The sequence below is a fragment of the Campylobacter gracilis genome, from assembly GCF_001190745.1.
Lineage (GTDB): Bacteria > Campylobacterota > Campylobacteria > Campylobacterales > Campylobacteraceae > Campylobacter_B > Campylobacter_B gracilis.
The window spans coordinates 222,453-236,346 of the sequence record NZ_CP012196.1 but is presented as its reverse complement, the minus strand read 5'-3'; the positions used below and the strand labels follow the sequence as shown (position 1 = coordinate 236,346).

Annotated in this window: 28 protein-coding genes, 2 tRNA genes and 1 pseudogene; 9 read left to right on the top strand and 22 right to left on the bottom strand. The window is 44.9% G+C overall.

Features of this window, described 5'->3' with window-relative positions; genetic code table 11:
* Positions 1 to 37: 37 nt before the first annotated feature.
* Entirely contained in the window at positions 38 to 181 is a 144-nt protein-coding gene (locus CGRAC_RS11690) for a hypothetical protein (protein WP_005869892.1), read from the bottom strand.
* 92 nt (positions 182 to 273) lie between these two features.
* On the opposite strand from CGRAC_RS11690, the gene CGRAC_RS01260 reads away from it, so the two are divergent.
* Together CGRAC_RS01260 and CGRAC_RS01255 are read left to right on the top strand one after the other, a co-directional pair.
* Positions 274 to 361 (top strand) — tRNA-Ser (locus CGRAC_RS01260).
* Between the two features lie 208 nt (positions 362 to 569).
* Positions 570 to 1,721: a tyrosine-type recombinase/integrase gene (locus CGRAC_RS01255; protein ID WP_005870052.1), complete on the top strand. Its 1,152-nt coding sequence runs from the start codon at positions 570 to 572 to the stop codon at positions 1,719 to 1,721.
* On the opposite strand, the gene CGRAC_RS12155 is transcribed toward CGRAC_RS01255, so the two are convergent.
* The 19 genes and pseudogenes from CGRAC_RS12155 to CGRAC_RS11670 form a co-directional block, all read right to left on the bottom strand.
* Entirely contained in the window at positions 1,718 to 1,894 is a 177-nt protein-coding gene (locus tag CGRAC_RS12155; RefSeq protein ID WP_005870050.1) for a helix-turn-helix transcriptional regulator, read from the bottom strand. The genes CGRAC_RS01255 and CGRAC_RS12155 overlap by 4 nt on opposite strands.
* Positions 1,887 to 2,240, bottom strand: coding sequence for a hypothetical protein (locus tag CGRAC_RS01250; RefSeq protein WP_040303554.1), 354 nt, complete (start codon positions 2,238 to 2,240; stop codon positions 1,887 to 1,889). Before CGRAC_RS01250 ends, CGRAC_RS12155 begins: the two co-directional genes overlap by 8 nt.
* The gene (locus CGRAC_RS11685) at positions 2,237 to 2,401 is read right to left on the bottom strand and encodes a hypothetical protein (protein ID WP_005870046.1); all 165 of its coding nucleotides are present in this window, start codon (positions 2,399 to 2,401) and stop codon (positions 2,237 to 2,239) included. The genes CGRAC_RS01250 and CGRAC_RS11685 overlap by 4 nt, the downstream gene beginning before the upstream one ends.
* Positions 2,402 to 2,653: 252 nt before the next feature.
* Positions 2,654 to 2,893 carry a hypothetical protein gene (locus CGRAC_RS01240; RefSeq protein ID WP_005870042.1) on the bottom strand — a complete coding sequence of 80 codons (240 nt, stop codon included), beginning with the start codon at positions 2,891 to 2,893 and terminating at the stop codon, positions 2,654 to 2,656.
* A gap of 1 nt (position 2,894) precedes the next feature.
* On the bottom strand, positions 2,895 to 3,347 hold the full coding sequence (locus CGRAC_RS01235; protein WP_005870040.1) for a hypothetical protein: 453 nt from the start codon (positions 3,345 to 3,347) through the stop codon (positions 2,895 to 2,897).
* An 11-nt stretch (positions 3,348 to 3,358) separates the two neighbouring features.
* Positions 3,359 to 3,853 carry a hypothetical protein gene (locus CGRAC_RS01230; protein WP_005870037.1) on the bottom strand — a complete coding sequence of 165 codons (495 nt, stop codon included), beginning with the start codon at positions 3,851 to 3,853 and terminating at the stop codon, positions 3,359 to 3,361.
* An 11-nt stretch (positions 3,854 to 3,864) separates the two neighbouring features.
* Positions 3,865 to 4,615 (bottom strand): annotated as a pseudogene (locus CGRAC_RS01225) (DNA-methyltransferase).
* Complete coding sequence (locus CGRAC_RS01220; RefSeq protein ID WP_157753346.1) at positions 4,581 to 5,090, bottom strand: hypothetical protein; 510 nt, start codon at positions 5,088 to 5,090, stop codon at positions 4,581 to 4,583. The pseudogene CGRAC_RS01225 and the gene CGRAC_RS01220 overlap by 35 nt, the downstream one beginning before the upstream one ends.
* Positions 5,056 to 5,220 (bottom strand): hypothetical protein, encoded by a 165-nt coding sequence (locus tag CGRAC_RS11680; protein WP_005870032.1) that lies wholly within the window; start codon positions 5,218 to 5,220, stop codon positions 5,056 to 5,058. The genes CGRAC_RS01220 and CGRAC_RS11680 overlap by 35 nt, the downstream gene beginning before the upstream one ends.
* The gene (locus CGRAC_RS01215; RefSeq protein WP_040303550.1) at positions 5,217 to 5,429 is read right to left on the bottom strand and encodes a hypothetical protein; all 213 of its coding nucleotides are present in this window, start codon (positions 5,427 to 5,429) and stop codon (positions 5,217 to 5,219) included. Before CGRAC_RS01215 ends, CGRAC_RS11680 begins: the two co-directional genes overlap by 4 nt.
* Before the next feature lie 10 nt (positions 5,430 to 5,439).
* Positions 5,440 to 5,916 (bottom strand): single-stranded DNA-binding protein, encoded by a 477-nt coding sequence (gene ssb / locus CGRAC_RS01210; RefSeq protein WP_005870029.1) that lies wholly within the window; start codon positions 5,914 to 5,916, stop codon positions 5,440 to 5,442.
* The gene (locus CGRAC_RS01205; protein WP_005870026.1) at positions 5,909 to 6,895 is read right to left on the bottom strand and encodes a recombinase RecT; all 987 of its coding nucleotides are present in this window, start codon (positions 6,893 to 6,895) and stop codon (positions 5,909 to 5,911) included. Before CGRAC_RS01205 ends, ssb begins: the two co-directional genes overlap by 8 nt.
* A 9-nt stretch (positions 6,896 to 6,904) precedes the next feature.
* Positions 6,905 to 7,777 (bottom strand): PD-(D/E)XK nuclease-like domain-containing protein, encoded by an 873-nt coding sequence (locus CGRAC_RS01200; protein ID WP_005870024.1) that lies wholly within the window; start codon positions 7,775 to 7,777, stop codon positions 6,905 to 6,907.
* A complete protein-coding gene (locus CGRAC_RS01195; protein WP_005870022.1) occupies positions 7,770 to 8,756 on the bottom strand; it encodes a DUF1351 domain-containing protein in 987 nt (328 codons plus the stop codon). The genes CGRAC_RS01200 and CGRAC_RS01195 overlap by 8 nt, the downstream gene beginning before the upstream one ends.
* A 178-nt stretch (positions 8,757 to 8,934) precedes the next feature.
* On the bottom strand, positions 8,935 to 9,144 hold the full coding sequence (locus CGRAC_RS01190) for a hypothetical protein (RefSeq protein WP_005870017.1): 210 nt from the start codon (positions 9,142 to 9,144) through the stop codon (positions 8,935 to 8,937).
* On the bottom strand, positions 9,141 to 9,554 hold the full coding sequence (locus CGRAC_RS01185; protein ID WP_005870015.1) for a hypothetical protein: 414 nt from the start codon (positions 9,552 to 9,554) through the stop codon (positions 9,141 to 9,143). Before CGRAC_RS01185 ends, CGRAC_RS01190 begins: the two co-directional genes overlap by 4 nt.
* A gap of 11 nt (positions 9,555 to 9,565) precedes the next feature.
* Positions 9,566 to 9,907 carry a hypothetical protein gene (locus CGRAC_RS01180; RefSeq protein ID WP_040303546.1) on the bottom strand — a complete coding sequence of 114 codons (342 nt, stop codon included), beginning with the start codon at positions 9,905 to 9,907 and terminating at the stop codon, positions 9,566 to 9,568.
* Positions 9,908 to 10,018: 111 nt separating this feature from the next.
* Positions 10,019 to 10,101, bottom strand: a tRNA-OTHER gene (locus CGRAC_RS11675).
* Between the two features lie 148 nt (positions 10,102 to 10,249).
* Positions 10,250 to 10,387 (bottom strand): hypothetical protein, encoded by a 138-nt coding sequence (locus CGRAC_RS11670; protein WP_005870009.1) that lies wholly within the window; start codon positions 10,385 to 10,387, stop codon positions 10,250 to 10,252.
* Positions 10,388 to 10,571: 184 nt separating this feature from the next.
* On the opposite strand from CGRAC_RS11670, the gene CGRAC_RS12150 reads away from it, so the two are divergent.
* The 4 genes from CGRAC_RS12150 to CGRAC_RS01165 are packed head-to-tail and all read left to right on the top strand — an operon-like array spanning position 10,572 to position 11,972.
* The gene (locus CGRAC_RS12150) at positions 10,572 to 10,718 is read left to right on the top strand and encodes a hypothetical protein (RefSeq protein ID WP_005870007.1); all 147 of its coding nucleotides are present in this window, start codon (positions 10,572 to 10,574) and stop codon (positions 10,716 to 10,718) included.
* A 58-nt stretch (positions 10,719 to 10,776) separates the two neighbouring features.
* Positions 10,777 to 11,229 (top strand): hypothetical protein, encoded by a 453-nt coding sequence (locus CGRAC_RS01175; RefSeq protein ID WP_005870006.1) that lies wholly within the window; start codon positions 10,777 to 10,779, stop codon positions 11,227 to 11,229.
* An 11-nt stretch (positions 11,230 to 11,240) separates the two neighbouring features.
* Positions 11,241 to 11,459 carry a hypothetical protein gene (locus tag CGRAC_RS01170; protein ID WP_005870005.1) on the top strand — a complete coding sequence of 73 codons (219 nt, stop codon included), beginning with the start codon at positions 11,241 to 11,243 and terminating at the stop codon, positions 11,457 to 11,459.
* Positions 11,460 to 11,465: 6 nt separating this feature from the next.
* The gene (locus tag CGRAC_RS01165) at positions 11,466 to 11,972 is read left to right on the top strand and encodes a hypothetical protein (RefSeq protein WP_005870004.1); all 507 of its coding nucleotides are present in this window, start codon (positions 11,466 to 11,468) and stop codon (positions 11,970 to 11,972) included.
* Between the two features lies 1 nt (position 11,973).
* Here the strand turns inward: CGRAC_RS01165 and CGRAC_RS01160 are convergent, their stop codons facing one another.
* Positions 11,974 to 12,753, bottom strand: a complete 780-nt coding sequence (locus tag CGRAC_RS01160) for an XRE family transcriptional regulator (protein ID WP_005870003.1) — start codon at positions 12,751 to 12,753, stop codon at positions 11,974 to 11,976.
* Between the two features lie 94 nt (positions 12,754 to 12,847).
* Between CGRAC_RS01160 and CGRAC_RS01155 the strand changes: the two genes are divergently transcribed.
* From CGRAC_RS01155 to CGRAC_RS01145, 3 genes are all read left to right on the top strand, one after another.
* On the top strand, positions 12,848 to 13,102 hold the full coding sequence (locus CGRAC_RS01155) for a helix-turn-helix domain-containing protein (protein ID WP_005870002.1): 255 nt from the start codon (positions 12,848 to 12,850) through the stop codon (positions 13,100 to 13,102).
* Positions 13,083 to 13,292: a hypothetical protein gene (locus CGRAC_RS01150; protein WP_005870001.1), complete on the top strand. Its 210-nt coding sequence runs from the start codon at positions 13,083 to 13,085 to the stop codon at positions 13,290 to 13,292. Before CGRAC_RS01155 ends, CGRAC_RS01150 begins: the two co-directional genes overlap by 20 nt.
* A gap of 66 nt (positions 13,293 to 13,358) precedes the next feature.
* Positions 13,359 to 13,541, top strand: coding sequence for a LapA family protein (locus CGRAC_RS01145; protein ID WP_005869999.1), 183 nt, complete (start codon positions 13,359 to 13,361; stop codon positions 13,539 to 13,541).
* A gap of 114 nt (positions 13,542 to 13,655) precedes the next feature.
* Here the strand turns inward: CGRAC_RS01145 and CGRAC_RS01140 are convergent, their stop codons facing one another.
* Positions 13,656 to 13,841 (bottom strand): hypothetical protein, encoded by a 186-nt coding sequence (locus CGRAC_RS01140; RefSeq protein WP_005869994.1) that lies wholly within the window; start codon positions 13,839 to 13,841, stop codon positions 13,656 to 13,658.
* Positions 13,842 to 13,894: the final 53 nt, after the last annotated feature.

Below are 13,894 nucleotides of genomic sequence, written 5' to 3'. Positions count from 1 at the left end.
CTCGCAAAAGCTACGCAGAGCGTAAAACGCTGCTGCTTTATAAAATTTCATCCATAAAGCGGTAAAATTCCGTGCCCAAAACTACGCGCGCGAAGGTAAATTTCATACCCAAAGCCGCACCGGATCGTACCTTAAGCCATAGATTTAAAACGAAATCTAAATTTGTGCCGTTAAATTTCAACCCCCGCCCGCAAAATCAGGCGAAATTTCACGCGGAATTTCATTTTTAAATCTATTATTAAGCCATTTTTGGCTTAAATTACGTTTTCATTCGGGTAGATGTCCGAGCGGTCGAAGGAGCGCGCCTCGAAAGCGCGTAAGGCGTCAGCCTTCTGGGGTTCGAATCCCTATCTACCCGCCATCACTTCAAAACAATCACAAACAATCAAAAACTTTCGCAGACATTATAACTCGATTTTAACGTAATTTTAAAACAAATTTTCATAAAATCACAAACAATGATTAACAATCGAAAATAATCGCAGACAAAATTTATAGCTGACTTTTTTACTGCCTAAATGTAAATTCCAGCAGTAAATTTTAAATTTAGTCAGTAAAAAGGATTTGAAATGCCTAAGTTATCGGTTCCGCTAACCGCAACGCAGCTAAAGAATTTAAAGCCCAAAGACAAACCCTACTTCGTCGGCGACGGCAGCAATCTGCTTATAAAAATAATGCCTAGCGGGGCTAAATTTTTCATCTATGAGTATAAACAAGGAGCGAAGTATAAAAGAGTGACGATCGGGCGCGCGGGAGAGATGAGCCTTGCGGAGGCTAGGCAGAGAAAGAGCGAGCTAAAAACGAGGGTTAAAACGAGCGATAAAATAACCTTTCGCGAGGTCTTTGAGGAATGGATCAAAACGAAAAGCAAAATCAGCCCTAAGCAGCTGTTTTGGATAAATAGGCGGTTTGAAAGCCTCCTTTTGCCTGCGCTCGGGAGTATGCAGATAGCGGATATCGGCAGAAAGGATATTATAGGCGCCCTCTCTCCCCTGCTCTCGGACGAAAAGCAAGAAACTGCGAAAAAGGTGCTCGGCGCGCTAAATGGCTTTTATAAATTCGCCCTGCTTCACGAATATGTAGATCACAATATCATCGCGGACATTGATAAGGCCACGCTCATAGGCAGACGGCAGATTAGACATTTTGCGTATTTTAAGGATGAGGCGGAGATAAGAAATTTGATAAAAGCGGTAAAGGGGTATTTTGGAAATGAGAGGATAAAAGTATGCGCGCTATTTATGCTATACACGGCAGTACGCGGAGAGAATGCAAGATTTGCTACATGGGATGAGATAAAAGGAGATATGTGGAAAATCCCCGCGAGCAAAATGAAAAACGGTAAAGATCACGAGGTGTTTTTAAGCTCTAGCGTCCGAAGAATGCTCTCGGATTATCGCGCGAGCTCACCGCTGCAAAGCGAGTTTATCTTTCCATCGATCAAATCAAACGTCAGGCCGATCAGCGATAATACGGTGCGTTCTATGCTGCGAAATTTAGGTTTTTCAAACGAGATGATTACGCCGCACGGATTTCGCGCGACATTCAGCACGATCTGCCATGAAAAGCAAGACGAGCACGGGCAAAACTCCGACGTAATCGAGCTTTGCCTCGCGCACGTAGAAAAAAACAAGGTAAAAGATGCTTATAACCACGCCAAAAATTTAAAGCAGCGCGCGGCGTTGATGCAGTGGTGGAGCGATTTTTTAGACGGGCTTTAAGCACTTTTGCCTGCCTTGTAAGCCTTGATAGAACTTAGCGAATAATAAATCACTTTCGCATTCACCTTATTGGCGACTATTTTTCCCGCCTTTGTAAGCCTATAAAGGCTCATTTGAGATTTTAGCCCTAGCTCTTTAAGCGCTTCGGCTTTTGTTATAAATTTATCATCCATTTTTTTCCTCCGCTAAAGCTTCATCTAGCTTTTTGTCTAATAGTTTCAACGCCTTACTAAAAGTATCGCTACCTTGCAGCTTTTCTATCCCTATCTGCCCCGCTTTTGCGCTAGCGGCGATATAAAGGGTGTTTTTGGACGGATATAGAAAAGAAAGGATTATGATAGCGATTGACAGCTTAATTCCGTGCCATACTATTTTCTTTGTTCGGTCTCCAATGCCGATGTCGGCGAACATAAACAGGAAAAGCACAAGTGAAAAAAGAAGTATACCACAAACTGCTAACAGAATGCACATTTTATCCGATAGATCAGCCAAGTATAATAACAACAAAATTTCATTCATTTCTCGATCCTTTTTAAAATTTCCTTTAGTTGTTCTAAATTCAGCTCAAACAGCCTTTTATGGATTTTCTCCACGAGCGCGCCTTTTTCATTGTGCTTCTGCGCGAAATCGTCGATTTTGGCTAGCATCTCGCGCTCTTTTTCTCGCTCGGGGCTACTCATTTTATATCCTTCATTTTTTGTATTATCATATCCATTTTATTGGCATCGAACCGACAATATACTATCAGCACAAAAACAATTATGCTGATGATAAACATAACGTATGGTGTAAATATACCACCCACCAAAGACAGCGGCTTTATCTTGCTTTTTATTTGTAGTTCGTAGGGGGATAGGGAGTATAATGCAAGAGCATACATCGTAAACGCGTAGCAATTCAGCGTTATACCCCAAAATATGAAATTTAGCATTCTATTCTCCTTTCAAGCCACTAAAGAAATTTAAAACATCGCCCGCTATATACCAGCACCAAATCGATACGCCAATAACAAGAAGTATGGTCGATATGAAAAAGACCAACGCAAGAGTATCGCTTCCTTTTTCGGATAGTTTGGAAAAATATCCTGTGATAGCCATCCATACAAAAAGCCAAACATAAGATATCGGCGTCATAAGAATACCCCACGCTTTGATATAAGTTAGTATAAACATTTCACTCTCCTATTTTTTCCGGCAATCTAAATCCTAGCGCGTAAAGAGGCATAGCTGTTTCTCTTTCATTGGGACCGAGCACTTCTTTGCTAAGGTCGCTTTTTGTGTATCTAGCGTTTGTCCTTTCCCACACGCCATCTACGTCTTGATACTCCCAATACCAAAGGACATCATCGACATTGATGAAATCATCTGGGTCTATTCCCTCTATCACAGGCGATCCGACGCACCAAACCTCGGGATTGGCGATACCTCGTGAGCTTTTGCACACTATCTCATCGCCTACTTTGAATTTAGGCTCTTTTGGCTTGATACGGTATTCGAATTTCTCCCAATTCCAAACCGGCAATCCTGCAAATGCCCATTCATCTTCTTCGCAATTAGCCGAACGCCTCTCGATCTCCTCGCCCCTCGTATAGGCTTGCATAACCTTTATCTTTTCTTGTGTTGTCATTTTGTATCCTTTCATATTACATAAGTTAGTGGCGTCTTTACCGCATACTCGGTCATCATGAGTTTTTGCTTTTCGTCTGATATTATCTCTGCTCGCAATATCCAATTATCGCCTCCCTCGTCAAATTCTTCCCAAAAAGACGTTACTAGAAATTCTATGCACTGCCATTCTTTCTCCATTTCAAATTCCTTAATAAATTTAAGGATTTCTTTTTTAGGAATATCTTCGGTTTGCGCTTCAATTAACACGCGATACCCGCCATATTCTGGATATACAGTGTATTTCCAATCGCAGTTAATAAATCGACAGTCGCGTTCTTTGTCGTAGAATTCGCGCGCGGCCTCTTTGTCTTTCTCTGTCTTGTAAAAGCCATTTTCGTCAAGCTCTATGGTCTTAGGCAGTGGTATTATGCTCCCCAGGAAATCTTTACCTCTTGCCATAATGCCCGCCGCCTGATTGAGCGTCAGCCCCGAAATTTCTATGCGTGTTTTATACCACATGCTCATTTTTTATCCTTTTATACGAATAGCTTTTTCTGCACGGCTTTAAACATCCGTTCGTGCGCCGCTTTAAAAAAATCCTTTTTGATCTCAAATCCGTAAGATTTGCGCCCTAAATTTTCTGCCGCTACTAAAGTGCTGCCACTCCCTGCACGCGGATCGATCACTACATCCCCCCACGTCGGTAAATAGCGAGATAAGGTATTCAAGCAACTTCACGGGCTTTTGGGTCGGGTGTATTTTCGGCACGCTTGCGTCGTCGCTGACCCAGTCTATGCAGTTCATCCTCATTCTGCCGCCGCCGTTAAATTTCGGTAGCTTGTCGCGGTAAAATATGAGCGCATATTCGCAATTGCCGACTATTCGCATATTGGCTTTTAAGACCTGCGAGGAGGACTTTTTACGAAATACCAAATTTATGTAGTGCGCGAAGCCGTAACGTGCGGCAAGCTCGATTAGTGGCGCTTGTTGTTCGAAAGCGCAAAACACTATCATCGCAGGCGCTCGTCCAGCCTCTTTAGGCTCTTTGATTAGCATTTTAGAGCAGAAGTGCATAAACTCGGCGACTTTAAAATTTTCATCCGTATCAAAGAAGCTTTTACCTGCCAGCTTGCTTTCTCCGTTTGCATTGTCGCCGCCCACATACCACACGGGGTTGCTTGCGTAAGCGTTATTTCCTAGATTATAGGGGATGTCCGCGATCACTAGCTGCGCTTTAGGTATGCCGTAGCGCTTAAAATTTTGAAAATGATCGTTGTATAGTTTCACTCTGCACTTCCTTTTGTTTCTTTGCTTCTCTCATAGCCTCTAACTCACGAGTCAGAAACTCCGCGCGCGCCTCCTCGCTCATTGCCAAAAGCGCCTCTAAGTTCTCACACATTTTCTGCACTATTTTTCCGCCGCGATGCCACTTGAAGCGCAAAAAGCGCTGAAGCACATTTAAGTGTGGCGAGCCCGTGTCCTTGTGCGCTATCCAAGCAAGCTCATAATCGTTTGCGACTAATTCGATCGCCTTGTAATACAGCCGCTCTATCCGCTCTTTCAGCGCGGGCGTGATCGGATCTTTAAAGGCTAGATAATAGTGCTCCGTCTCTATTTGTAGCACTCCTCCTAGCTTACGGAAGCGATCCGTGCGTCCGATCTTTCGGTCTTTACTAGCCTGCACGTCTATCACGTAGAGTTTTTTATCCTCGCGCTTTGCAAATTCTCTAGCGTTCATCCACATAGGGATCTCTTTCAGCAAAATATTCCGCATCGTCTATCTCTCTGTCATACGCCGCATCCGCTCCGTAATCCTCCCACCATTGTGCCTCTGCTGCGGCGCGCCATTCATCGAAGCCGCCGTGTTCGTTTAGCCATTCTACCTCGTTCATAGCTCATCCTTTAAAAATAGCTTGCAAGCCGCATTATTGGCTTTAATTTTTAGCAATTTGTTGTCTGTTCTGTTTGAGCGAATTTTCGAACAATACCAAACAACTTTTGTATTACACTCCCACCGCTCTGAAAATTTGCACTCTTTACATTTGTAGAGAGCGGGGGCAACTACACCGATACCCTCAAGCTCTAAAGACAGTTGGTTCATTTATATCTCCTTAAAACGGGATCGTGTCGTTGCCGTCATCGTATTTATCGGCGGCAGGCTTTCCCGCTCTGCTTTGAGTTGCGCTGCTTTGAGCGTAGTTTTGCGTGCTGCCGCCGTTGGAATTCTGCGCACCGCATCCCGAATTCTGATAATTGCCCGAGTTTTGATTGCTGCCTAGCATCTCTAGGCTCTCTACCTCTACTACGTGTTTACTGCGGTTCTGTCCGTTTTGATCCTGCCACTGCTCCAACTTGAGCCGCCCCTCAACGGCGAGCTTTGAGCCTTTGCGTAGGTATTGGTTCGCAACCTCCGCCGTGCGACCGAAAAACTTCAGGTCGATAAAGCAGGTATCCTCTGCCGTCTCCCCCTGCGCGTTCTTAAATTTTCTCGTTACGGCGATACCCGCGTTTCCGACGCAGTAGCCGCTCTGCGTGTATCTTAGCTCGATATCGCGGGTTAAATTTCCGATTAAAACGACCTTATTCATTTCTTAGCTCCTCTGCTAATGCGTCAATCGAATTCGGATCGGATAGATATGCCCTTGCCTCATCAGGGCTGAGCCTTTCCATCCGCTTTTCCGCTTCGATTTCGTCCACGCCTCTTGCTACTAGCTCGCTTTGCAGAGCGTCAAGCGGTAGCACTTCCTCGCTTACGTCTATCTCTAGCGGCGCGGCTTCGATGATCTCCTCTACAGGCTCTGCCTTTTTCTGCGCGGCTTTGGCTAGAAATTCATTTAAATTTTGCGGCTGCGGCTCTAGCTTCGGCTGCTCTTTATATGCTTCATTCTCTGCGTTGATAGCTTCTTGTATCTGCTCGGTTATCGGTAGGCGAGTAGCTACATATTTGATAGCCTTAGCCTTATACATCTCCTCCGCCCATTCGCCCCAAATATTGGTTAGCGCCTCTTTGTCTTTTTGGTTCTGGCTTTTTAGGCGCAGCTGCTCGAGTTTTTTAAAAGGCACAAATTCGCTAAATTCATTGCCGCCCGCGTCTTTGACATAGACGATCACGCCGCGCAGATTATTAAATACCCATAAGGAATTTGTTTCGTCGCGCTCGTCGTAATTGGGGCTAAATTCTATGTCGTCCTTAATCCCTGCGAAATTTATCTCAAACTCGTCGCATTTGTAAGCCGCGAGCGCCCTAAATATCCAGCCGTTGCGATATGCTAGACTTAGCCAGCCCTTATAGCCTATCTGAAGCTGTGCCTTGTTTTTAAACGGCACTACATAGGCCTGACCGAAAGTCTTATTCGGATTGAGCCCTAATCGTACGATTTCAAGCCCCGCGCCGATAACGCTTTGCACCGAGCAAATACTTAAAGCGGGATCACTCGCCATCGCCGTGAGGCTTGCCGCAAATGCGCTCATCTTGGCTTTATCGCCGCCCGTGATCGTCTTTATGACATCCATCTTAGCTCTTACTAGCTCGCGCGCGTCTTGTTCTCTAATTTGAAGTTGGTTCATTTTTTATCCTTACGCTATACTTTCATAAAATTTCCACGCAGGCAGGCTTAGCGTCTGCACCGCCTCTATCTCTTTACTCTCGGGTTCAAACTTGGCATATCCCCACCACTCGTTACGTTCCATGCATAGTTTATAGCGCTCAAGCAGGGCTAGATATGTCTTGCGCCCCTGCTCTATCGCCGCCTCGTCTAGCGCATAAAAGCCCGTCATATAGGGCTTTTTGGTTTCGACCGCGATAAACAGGAAATTATCCACGCGCTTGCCGCATAGGCGCAAGATGTCGGTATAAAACGCCGCTTGGATGTGGTAATTAAAATTTGCTACCGATTTTGCAAATCCGTCCGCGCTAGCGTCGGAGGTCGTTTTCAAATCTACGCAAAGGCTTAGTGCTTCGTTTAGAAAATCGGGGCGACACTTCACGGGCACCCCCGAAATCTCCGCAAAATAGCTCTGCTCCGCTAGCCCGTCTTTTAAAAAAAGCGCCGTCTCTCTCATAGAATTGACTGCGTTAGCAATAGCGGTCGCTTTTTCATAAGCTTCGGCGTCTAGGACGATCTTACCCTCCGCGCCTTTTAAAAACTCCGCGTAGAGTTCTTTGCCCTCTTTGGTGCGTTTATCGGCTTTGGGTTCGGTGGCGAACTCTTTAAAAAAATCCGCAGGCTCCAGCACCAGCTTATGCACTGCCGAGCCCAAGGTTAGAGCCTTGCTATCAGGCTTTTCAAACTCGTCTTTAAATTTGAAGTGATAGGGGCTTTTCGCCAAGAGATCCAAATCGCTTTTAGAGATTTCAACTCGCGCGTGGTAGTCTTTGATGGGCAAGCCTTTTATCATCGTACCTAGGGGATGCTTAACCCCCTGTTCGCCTAAATCAATCTCAAGCATTTAACACCTCGATTTTGCTTAGGTTTGTTATGCCCGCCGCAGCTAACATCTCTTTGATTTTTGCTGCTAGTTTTTCGTGCGAAGCGTTTGCGATGGCCTTTACCTCAAACTCGGCGCGGATCGTATAGATAACCTTGCCGTCTCCTGCGTCGCGCGGCTTTTGTAAGACTTCGCGCTGCGCCTCGTAAAAAGCTTGCTTATTTGCCTCCGTTTTTGCGCGCTCTGCCGCTTCGCGCGCGGCTTGCTCGACCGCCTCTTGCTTCTCTCTTTCGGCTCTTTGTGCGGCTTCGGCTTTCTCCCTCTCGGCTCGCGCCAAAATTTCAGCCTCTCTAGCTTTTGCTCGCGCTTCCATTTCCGCTTTTTCGCGTGCGGCCCTCTCCTCCGCTTCTTTTCTTGCGCGCTCTGCTATCTCCGCATCGCGCCTTTGCTTTTCTTGCTCGGCTAGCTTTGCTTGTAAAATTTCGTTTTCTAAAGCGGCAATTTTGCCCTCGATAGCTTCTTTCGTAGGCTTGGCAAGAGAGCCCGCAGTAGTTACCGCGCTTAATTTGATTAGATCGGCGGTGTTGATGCGCTCGCAATTTAGCCCTTTTTCATCGCAGAGGCTCCTTGCGTATTCGTTTATGCGCTCCGCAATCTGCTCTAGCTTGGCGTTTTCAAAAGCCGCCACGCCGTCAGCTATCTTTTGGCGTCCGTCGGTGATGATGGCTTCGATCTCTTTTTTCTCGTTCTTTAGCTGATTGATAGGCGTCGAAAGCTTGTCAATGAAAAACTTATAGCGATCGCCGATTGCGGTTTTGACCTTGTTAAAATTCGCCATCACCTTTTTAGCTTCGGGGATATTCTCGTCGGTTACCTCGATCGAGTATTTTTCCACCTGCATTGCCACGCCCGCTTTGATCTCCTCAAAATTCGTAGTTAGAATTTGGCTATCTGCCGTTTTTGCCTCGTATGATACGATTAGTTCCATTGTTTCGCTCATTTCATCTCCTTTTTTCGAGCATTCACAAATTTAGCAAAGCTGCTAAATTTCGTGTGTTTATCTATACCTACCCTAGTCCGGTAAGCTCTAAATGCCTTTCTAAAGTCTTTTAAACCCATTTGTCTATCCTTTCAATATCCCAAATCTAAGATTTGAGATCGTAAATTTTGTGCGCCTCTTAAATAGCCTTTTCAGAAGCCGCAGCATTTTCGCTCTCCTTTTTTCGCTCCGCAGCTCTTGCCAGTAGCGCGAGGTTTATTAGTAGATCACTTATGTTTATTCCGCTCATCTGCGAAATTACACATAGATGCTCCGCTACGGAGCGCAGATAATCCGAAACGCTGCCTGCGATCTCTGCCGCAGCAGTTTCAAGCTCTTGATTTTTCATCGTTCTACCTCCGCGAAATACTCACCATCGCGGTTGTGGTAGACATTTCCGCCTTCCCAGCATTTTTCTGGGATGTCGTCGTAGCTGATGACGGCAGGCTCCACCTCTATTTCGTCAACGCCTTTGGCGACTGCGATAACGCGCTTCGCCGATATCCTAATTTCGCCGCACTCCCAAGCCTCGCGAGAGGCATCGCGCTTAAAACGAACATCAACGATGTAGTCGCCCTTTTGTAGGGCGATAATTGCTTGAGTGCTGCTGCACGATAGCTGCCCGTGGCGGGCAATAAATATCGGCTTTTTGAGCCTTTTCTCACCATTTAGTATTACTCGGAATTCTGCTGTGTTTGATGCAGCGCCTCCACCTACACCTAAAGTTGGTAGACCACTTTTTGATAAATTTGTTCTCATTTGTTTCTCCTTTATTCATAACGGACTAAGCCGTCAAATTTAAATACGGCTTTTTTGATTACAGAGCCATCGGGTTGCGGCTCATCTACACTTTGGCGGATTGAATAGGTAGAAAAGCATCTATCCTTTCCAACCGCTGAAACTACAATATGGCAAGCTCTAGGTTCGCCGACTACTACAACGGCATCAAAATCGCGCGCGACTTTTAAGATGCCCGCTATATGGGTGGAAATCTCTGTTTTAGGGATAGAGGCCCATATCCTCTTTTGCTCGTCGCTAAGAGCGACAACTTCGTATTCTGCCTCTAGCTCTTTTGGGGCTGGATGATTTGCGATAAAAAACAACTTTTTCATTTCTTTTCTCCTTAAAAAATATCCATAAAAGAGCCTCCAAAACAAAATTTCATTTGTGCGTGGATCACGCCTAAGGAGCAAGGCGAGTGGAGGCTCATTTATGGATATGGCGGCGGACGGCAGGAGTCGAACCTGCGTTCCAAAATCTCGTTTTACGGGCACCCAAGAGTTTTTGCCGCTTAACATACGTCCGCCATAAAATAAAAAAGGAAAGTCAGTGTTTTACTTAAACTATGACAGCCCCCAAATGCGGGAGATGTCAAGCCGGTTTGACGGCAATCTCTGCCTTTTACTCATCAACGGCATTAGCCTACGAAACCTTTATGGTGGCGAACGCTCGGTTTAGCCGATATAAAAGCCGTTGTTGCAATTTAGCGCGCCGCTTGGCACGTCCGCCATAAAAAATTTGACAAGGATTTTTCTGCCCCCGAACTTGTCGCTATCGGGGCTGATTACTCGGGTATGGATTGTCGTATCCATACGGACGCTTCCCGTAGCTTCTACCCGACGCGGGCTAGGTGTGGGTCACCTTGGTTTTGATGGGAGAATATTATCAAAAGTAATATTAAACGATGCTTAAATTTTATTATTATTGATAATATTTTTAGTAGTATAATTCGGCAATCGAGAAAAGTCTTGATTATCTTAATGAAAGGAGGTTGAAATGGCGACAAATAAGAAACAAACGTCCAAAAAGGTTGCGTCAGAGGCATCCGAAATTTTAAAGGACGATAGGTATAGCGAGAAAAGCAAATCCGTCGCAGGAAGCGCACTTTCGCAAACAAAACCTACGCCTAAAAAGAAGAAATAGGTTTTGCCCTCCTAAATAGAGGGCAAATTATTTAAATTTATGAGAAAGCCGATAAGCGATGAAAAAAGTTTTATTGTTTATTCTGGTATTGTCCTCATCTCTATCTGCGTTTTGTGAAAAATTTTACGTTACCGACGAGATGACCGATAAAACAACCCTTTATTTTGTATGTAAAGAAAAGGATGTGTCCTTGTATCTTGAAAGCAAAAACGGGAAGGTAAGTTATGGGGGCATAATCGGGATTGTGTTAAAGGAGCCAGAGCAGTTTTGGATGGAGGATAGCAATGGTGGCGTTCCAACTCAGAAGCTAGAAATGAGAGTTGATAAAAATACTATGTTTACCAACACAGCTATCCTAGCGGCATCTTTTCAAGTAGCCACAATTCGTCTTTCCAAATCGCAGCAAAAACAACTTCGAGACGGGGATATTCTTGCCGTTAGATATTTTCTTTATCCTCTAGAAAGGCGGCTAACCCGCTTTGATTTAGCAGATCTGAAACAATTTCAATAAAGGATCATAAAATGAAAAAACTACTCGCTTTAATTTTAGCGGCTTTCTTGCTCACGCCGTCGGTGTCTTTTAGCGCGCAGAGAGTGGGCGGATATGTCACCAAAAAGGGCAAATACGTAAAGCCTCATTACCGCTCAAATAAAAACCGCACGCAGCGCGACAACTGGTCGAGCAAGGGCAGAAGTAATCCATACACCGGCAAAAGAGGCACGAAAAAGCCGAAATGGTAAAAATTTATGAGAAATTTGATGCTAATCTGCGCAGCCGTGCTATTTTCGGGCTGTGTTTTTAATCCTGCCGAGCGTGACGTTGCTTTTATGGGCGGCGAAGCCTATTATGTTCCGGTCGAATCGGTAGGCTACCCAGTCACTCGCGATATGGAAAAATATCTAAAAAATATCGGAATTTATTTCTGCACCGAGGGCGACGCCTTTTGGGTATCGAAGTATGATTTTGACAGATTAAAGCAGGCGGGAAGCGATTACCTGCTTAAGGATTATTTCGCGAAGTATCTGGCGGGCTGTGCCAAGCCTCTAACGCCGCAAGAAGCAATCGCCCTTGCCGGCTCAAGCCAAGGAAGCTATGATTGGCAGGATGCGGGGATGGCTTGGCAAAACGCTTTTTATAACAACGCAGCCGCCGCGCAAGATGCTGCGAACGCGCTGGAAATAGAAAACCAAAAGATGCGCGATCGGCTATGGCTGCAGCAGCAAGGCAGATTTCATCAAATACAGGGGCTTTAAATTATTTTATCCCGCTATCGCTAAACGTCAGCCCTTTTTGAATTTCTAGCTTGATCTTGCCGCAGACCTTTCCTAGGATTTCGTATTCGTAGCCCTCTTTATGCGGGTATAGATCGCCGTATTTGGAGTTTAGGCTAATGAGCTTAATAGCGCCTTTTGGCAAAAACTCGACCCTTTTTACGTAAACTACGTCGCCCACGCGCACGACATAAATTCCGCCGATCTTAATAAAATCGCCCCTAAAATTTACCATATCTACAATCGCCAAATCCCCCTCGTCATATTCGGGCTGCATGCTATCGCCTACCACCTCAAAAAGCTTTAAATTCTTGGGGTCAAGCCCTTTAATGAAAGAGCGATCCACGGCGATTTTAGTTTCTTTATTAAACAGATCCAAATCATACGCGCCCTCGCTGCCCGCGCCGATAAGCATATCCGATTTTGAGAGAAATACTACGTTTTTAAGACCATACTCGGCAGGTATTAGATGGGCGTATTTTTCAAAATTATTTTTCAGCTCTTTTTTGACGATCTGCCTCTTTGACGTCTCCTCGTCATCGAATAAATCTATTACGTTTTTTCCCAATATTTCCGCTATTAGCGGCAACTTTTCAAGCTCAGGCTTTGACGATTTTTTCTCTTTGCCGTTTTTGCCGATTTCGCCCGGCTGCGTTTCATAGTGCGCCACAAGCCCTTGCGTTATACCTAGCTTCTCGGCAAACTGCACCTGTGTTAGCCCCGCTTCCTGTCTGAAAGCTCTAATCTTTTGATGAATATCCATTAAAAATCCTTCTATTGAATTTTAGCAATTTTAAAATTATCAAAGATAATATCATTAAGCAGATTTTTATATTATCGATGATAATATAGCGCTTATGGAACAGATAAAAATCACACAATCACAAATAGCAAAAAAGCTTGGCGTCACGCAGGGGGCGGTTTCGTTATGGTTTTTACAAATCAATACGCCGAAAGTCAAACACGCAAACGCGATGCAAAAACACTGGGGCTTTCCTACTCAAATGTGGGATGACCCGAAGCTTTTTAGCTCTTTTATGCGAAAGAATAGCCAAAAATTCGGCTCTCTGAAAATATTACGAAAGGCTAAGAATGGTAGCGCCGAAGTATGACAATAGCAAGGCTTTCAAGCTCTCGAACCAAAACATCGCCGCCATCGTCAAAATCCAAAACAAAAAAGGGTTTAAAAACGATAGCGAGGTGGTGAGGTTTTGCATAGATTTTATGGCGGTTTTGATTGAGCGCGGGCTAGAAACTCAAGCGCTCGCGAAGCTCGTAGAAAGCGTAGCGAACGAAAAATGACCGCAGACCTTGCTTTTGCCGTCGGCGGAATAATCGCGCTTTGCGTAGCAATTTGGAGGGCTAGAGATGAAAGCGAAACGCGAGATTAAGAAGCTAAAGCGCGCGATAAAGAAGCTTCGCGAGGAGGTTGATAAGCTAGGCGGAGGCGCAAGCGCGATCGGTTTCATTACGGAAGAGTATAAAGATGAGGAAGAGGACATCGATACGCAAATTAGATGCAGAAAGGATAAAAAATGCAAACGACGTTAAACGCCTATGAGAAAAAGGCTGAAAACAAGCGCTTTTTAAAATCGCTTAAAAAAATAGTAGCGGAGCTAGACAAATGCACGGACAGAAAAGACCAAGCTAAGATGGTAGAAATGATTATTTCTTATTTCGAGCTAGATGGATATCTGCATCGTTAAGCTTGCTCATAGCGTCTTCAATGCTTTCAGCGATAGTATTAAACGCCTCCGCCACCATTTTAGGAGCATCCTCCGGTCTTGATCGGAGCATTTCTGCTTGCATTGCGAGTTTGGTTAGTTCTAAAACTATCTCTTTGTCCGTCATTTAAATCCTTTGTGATGAATTTCTTAGCTTGGCGGCGGAATTCTACAGAGGAT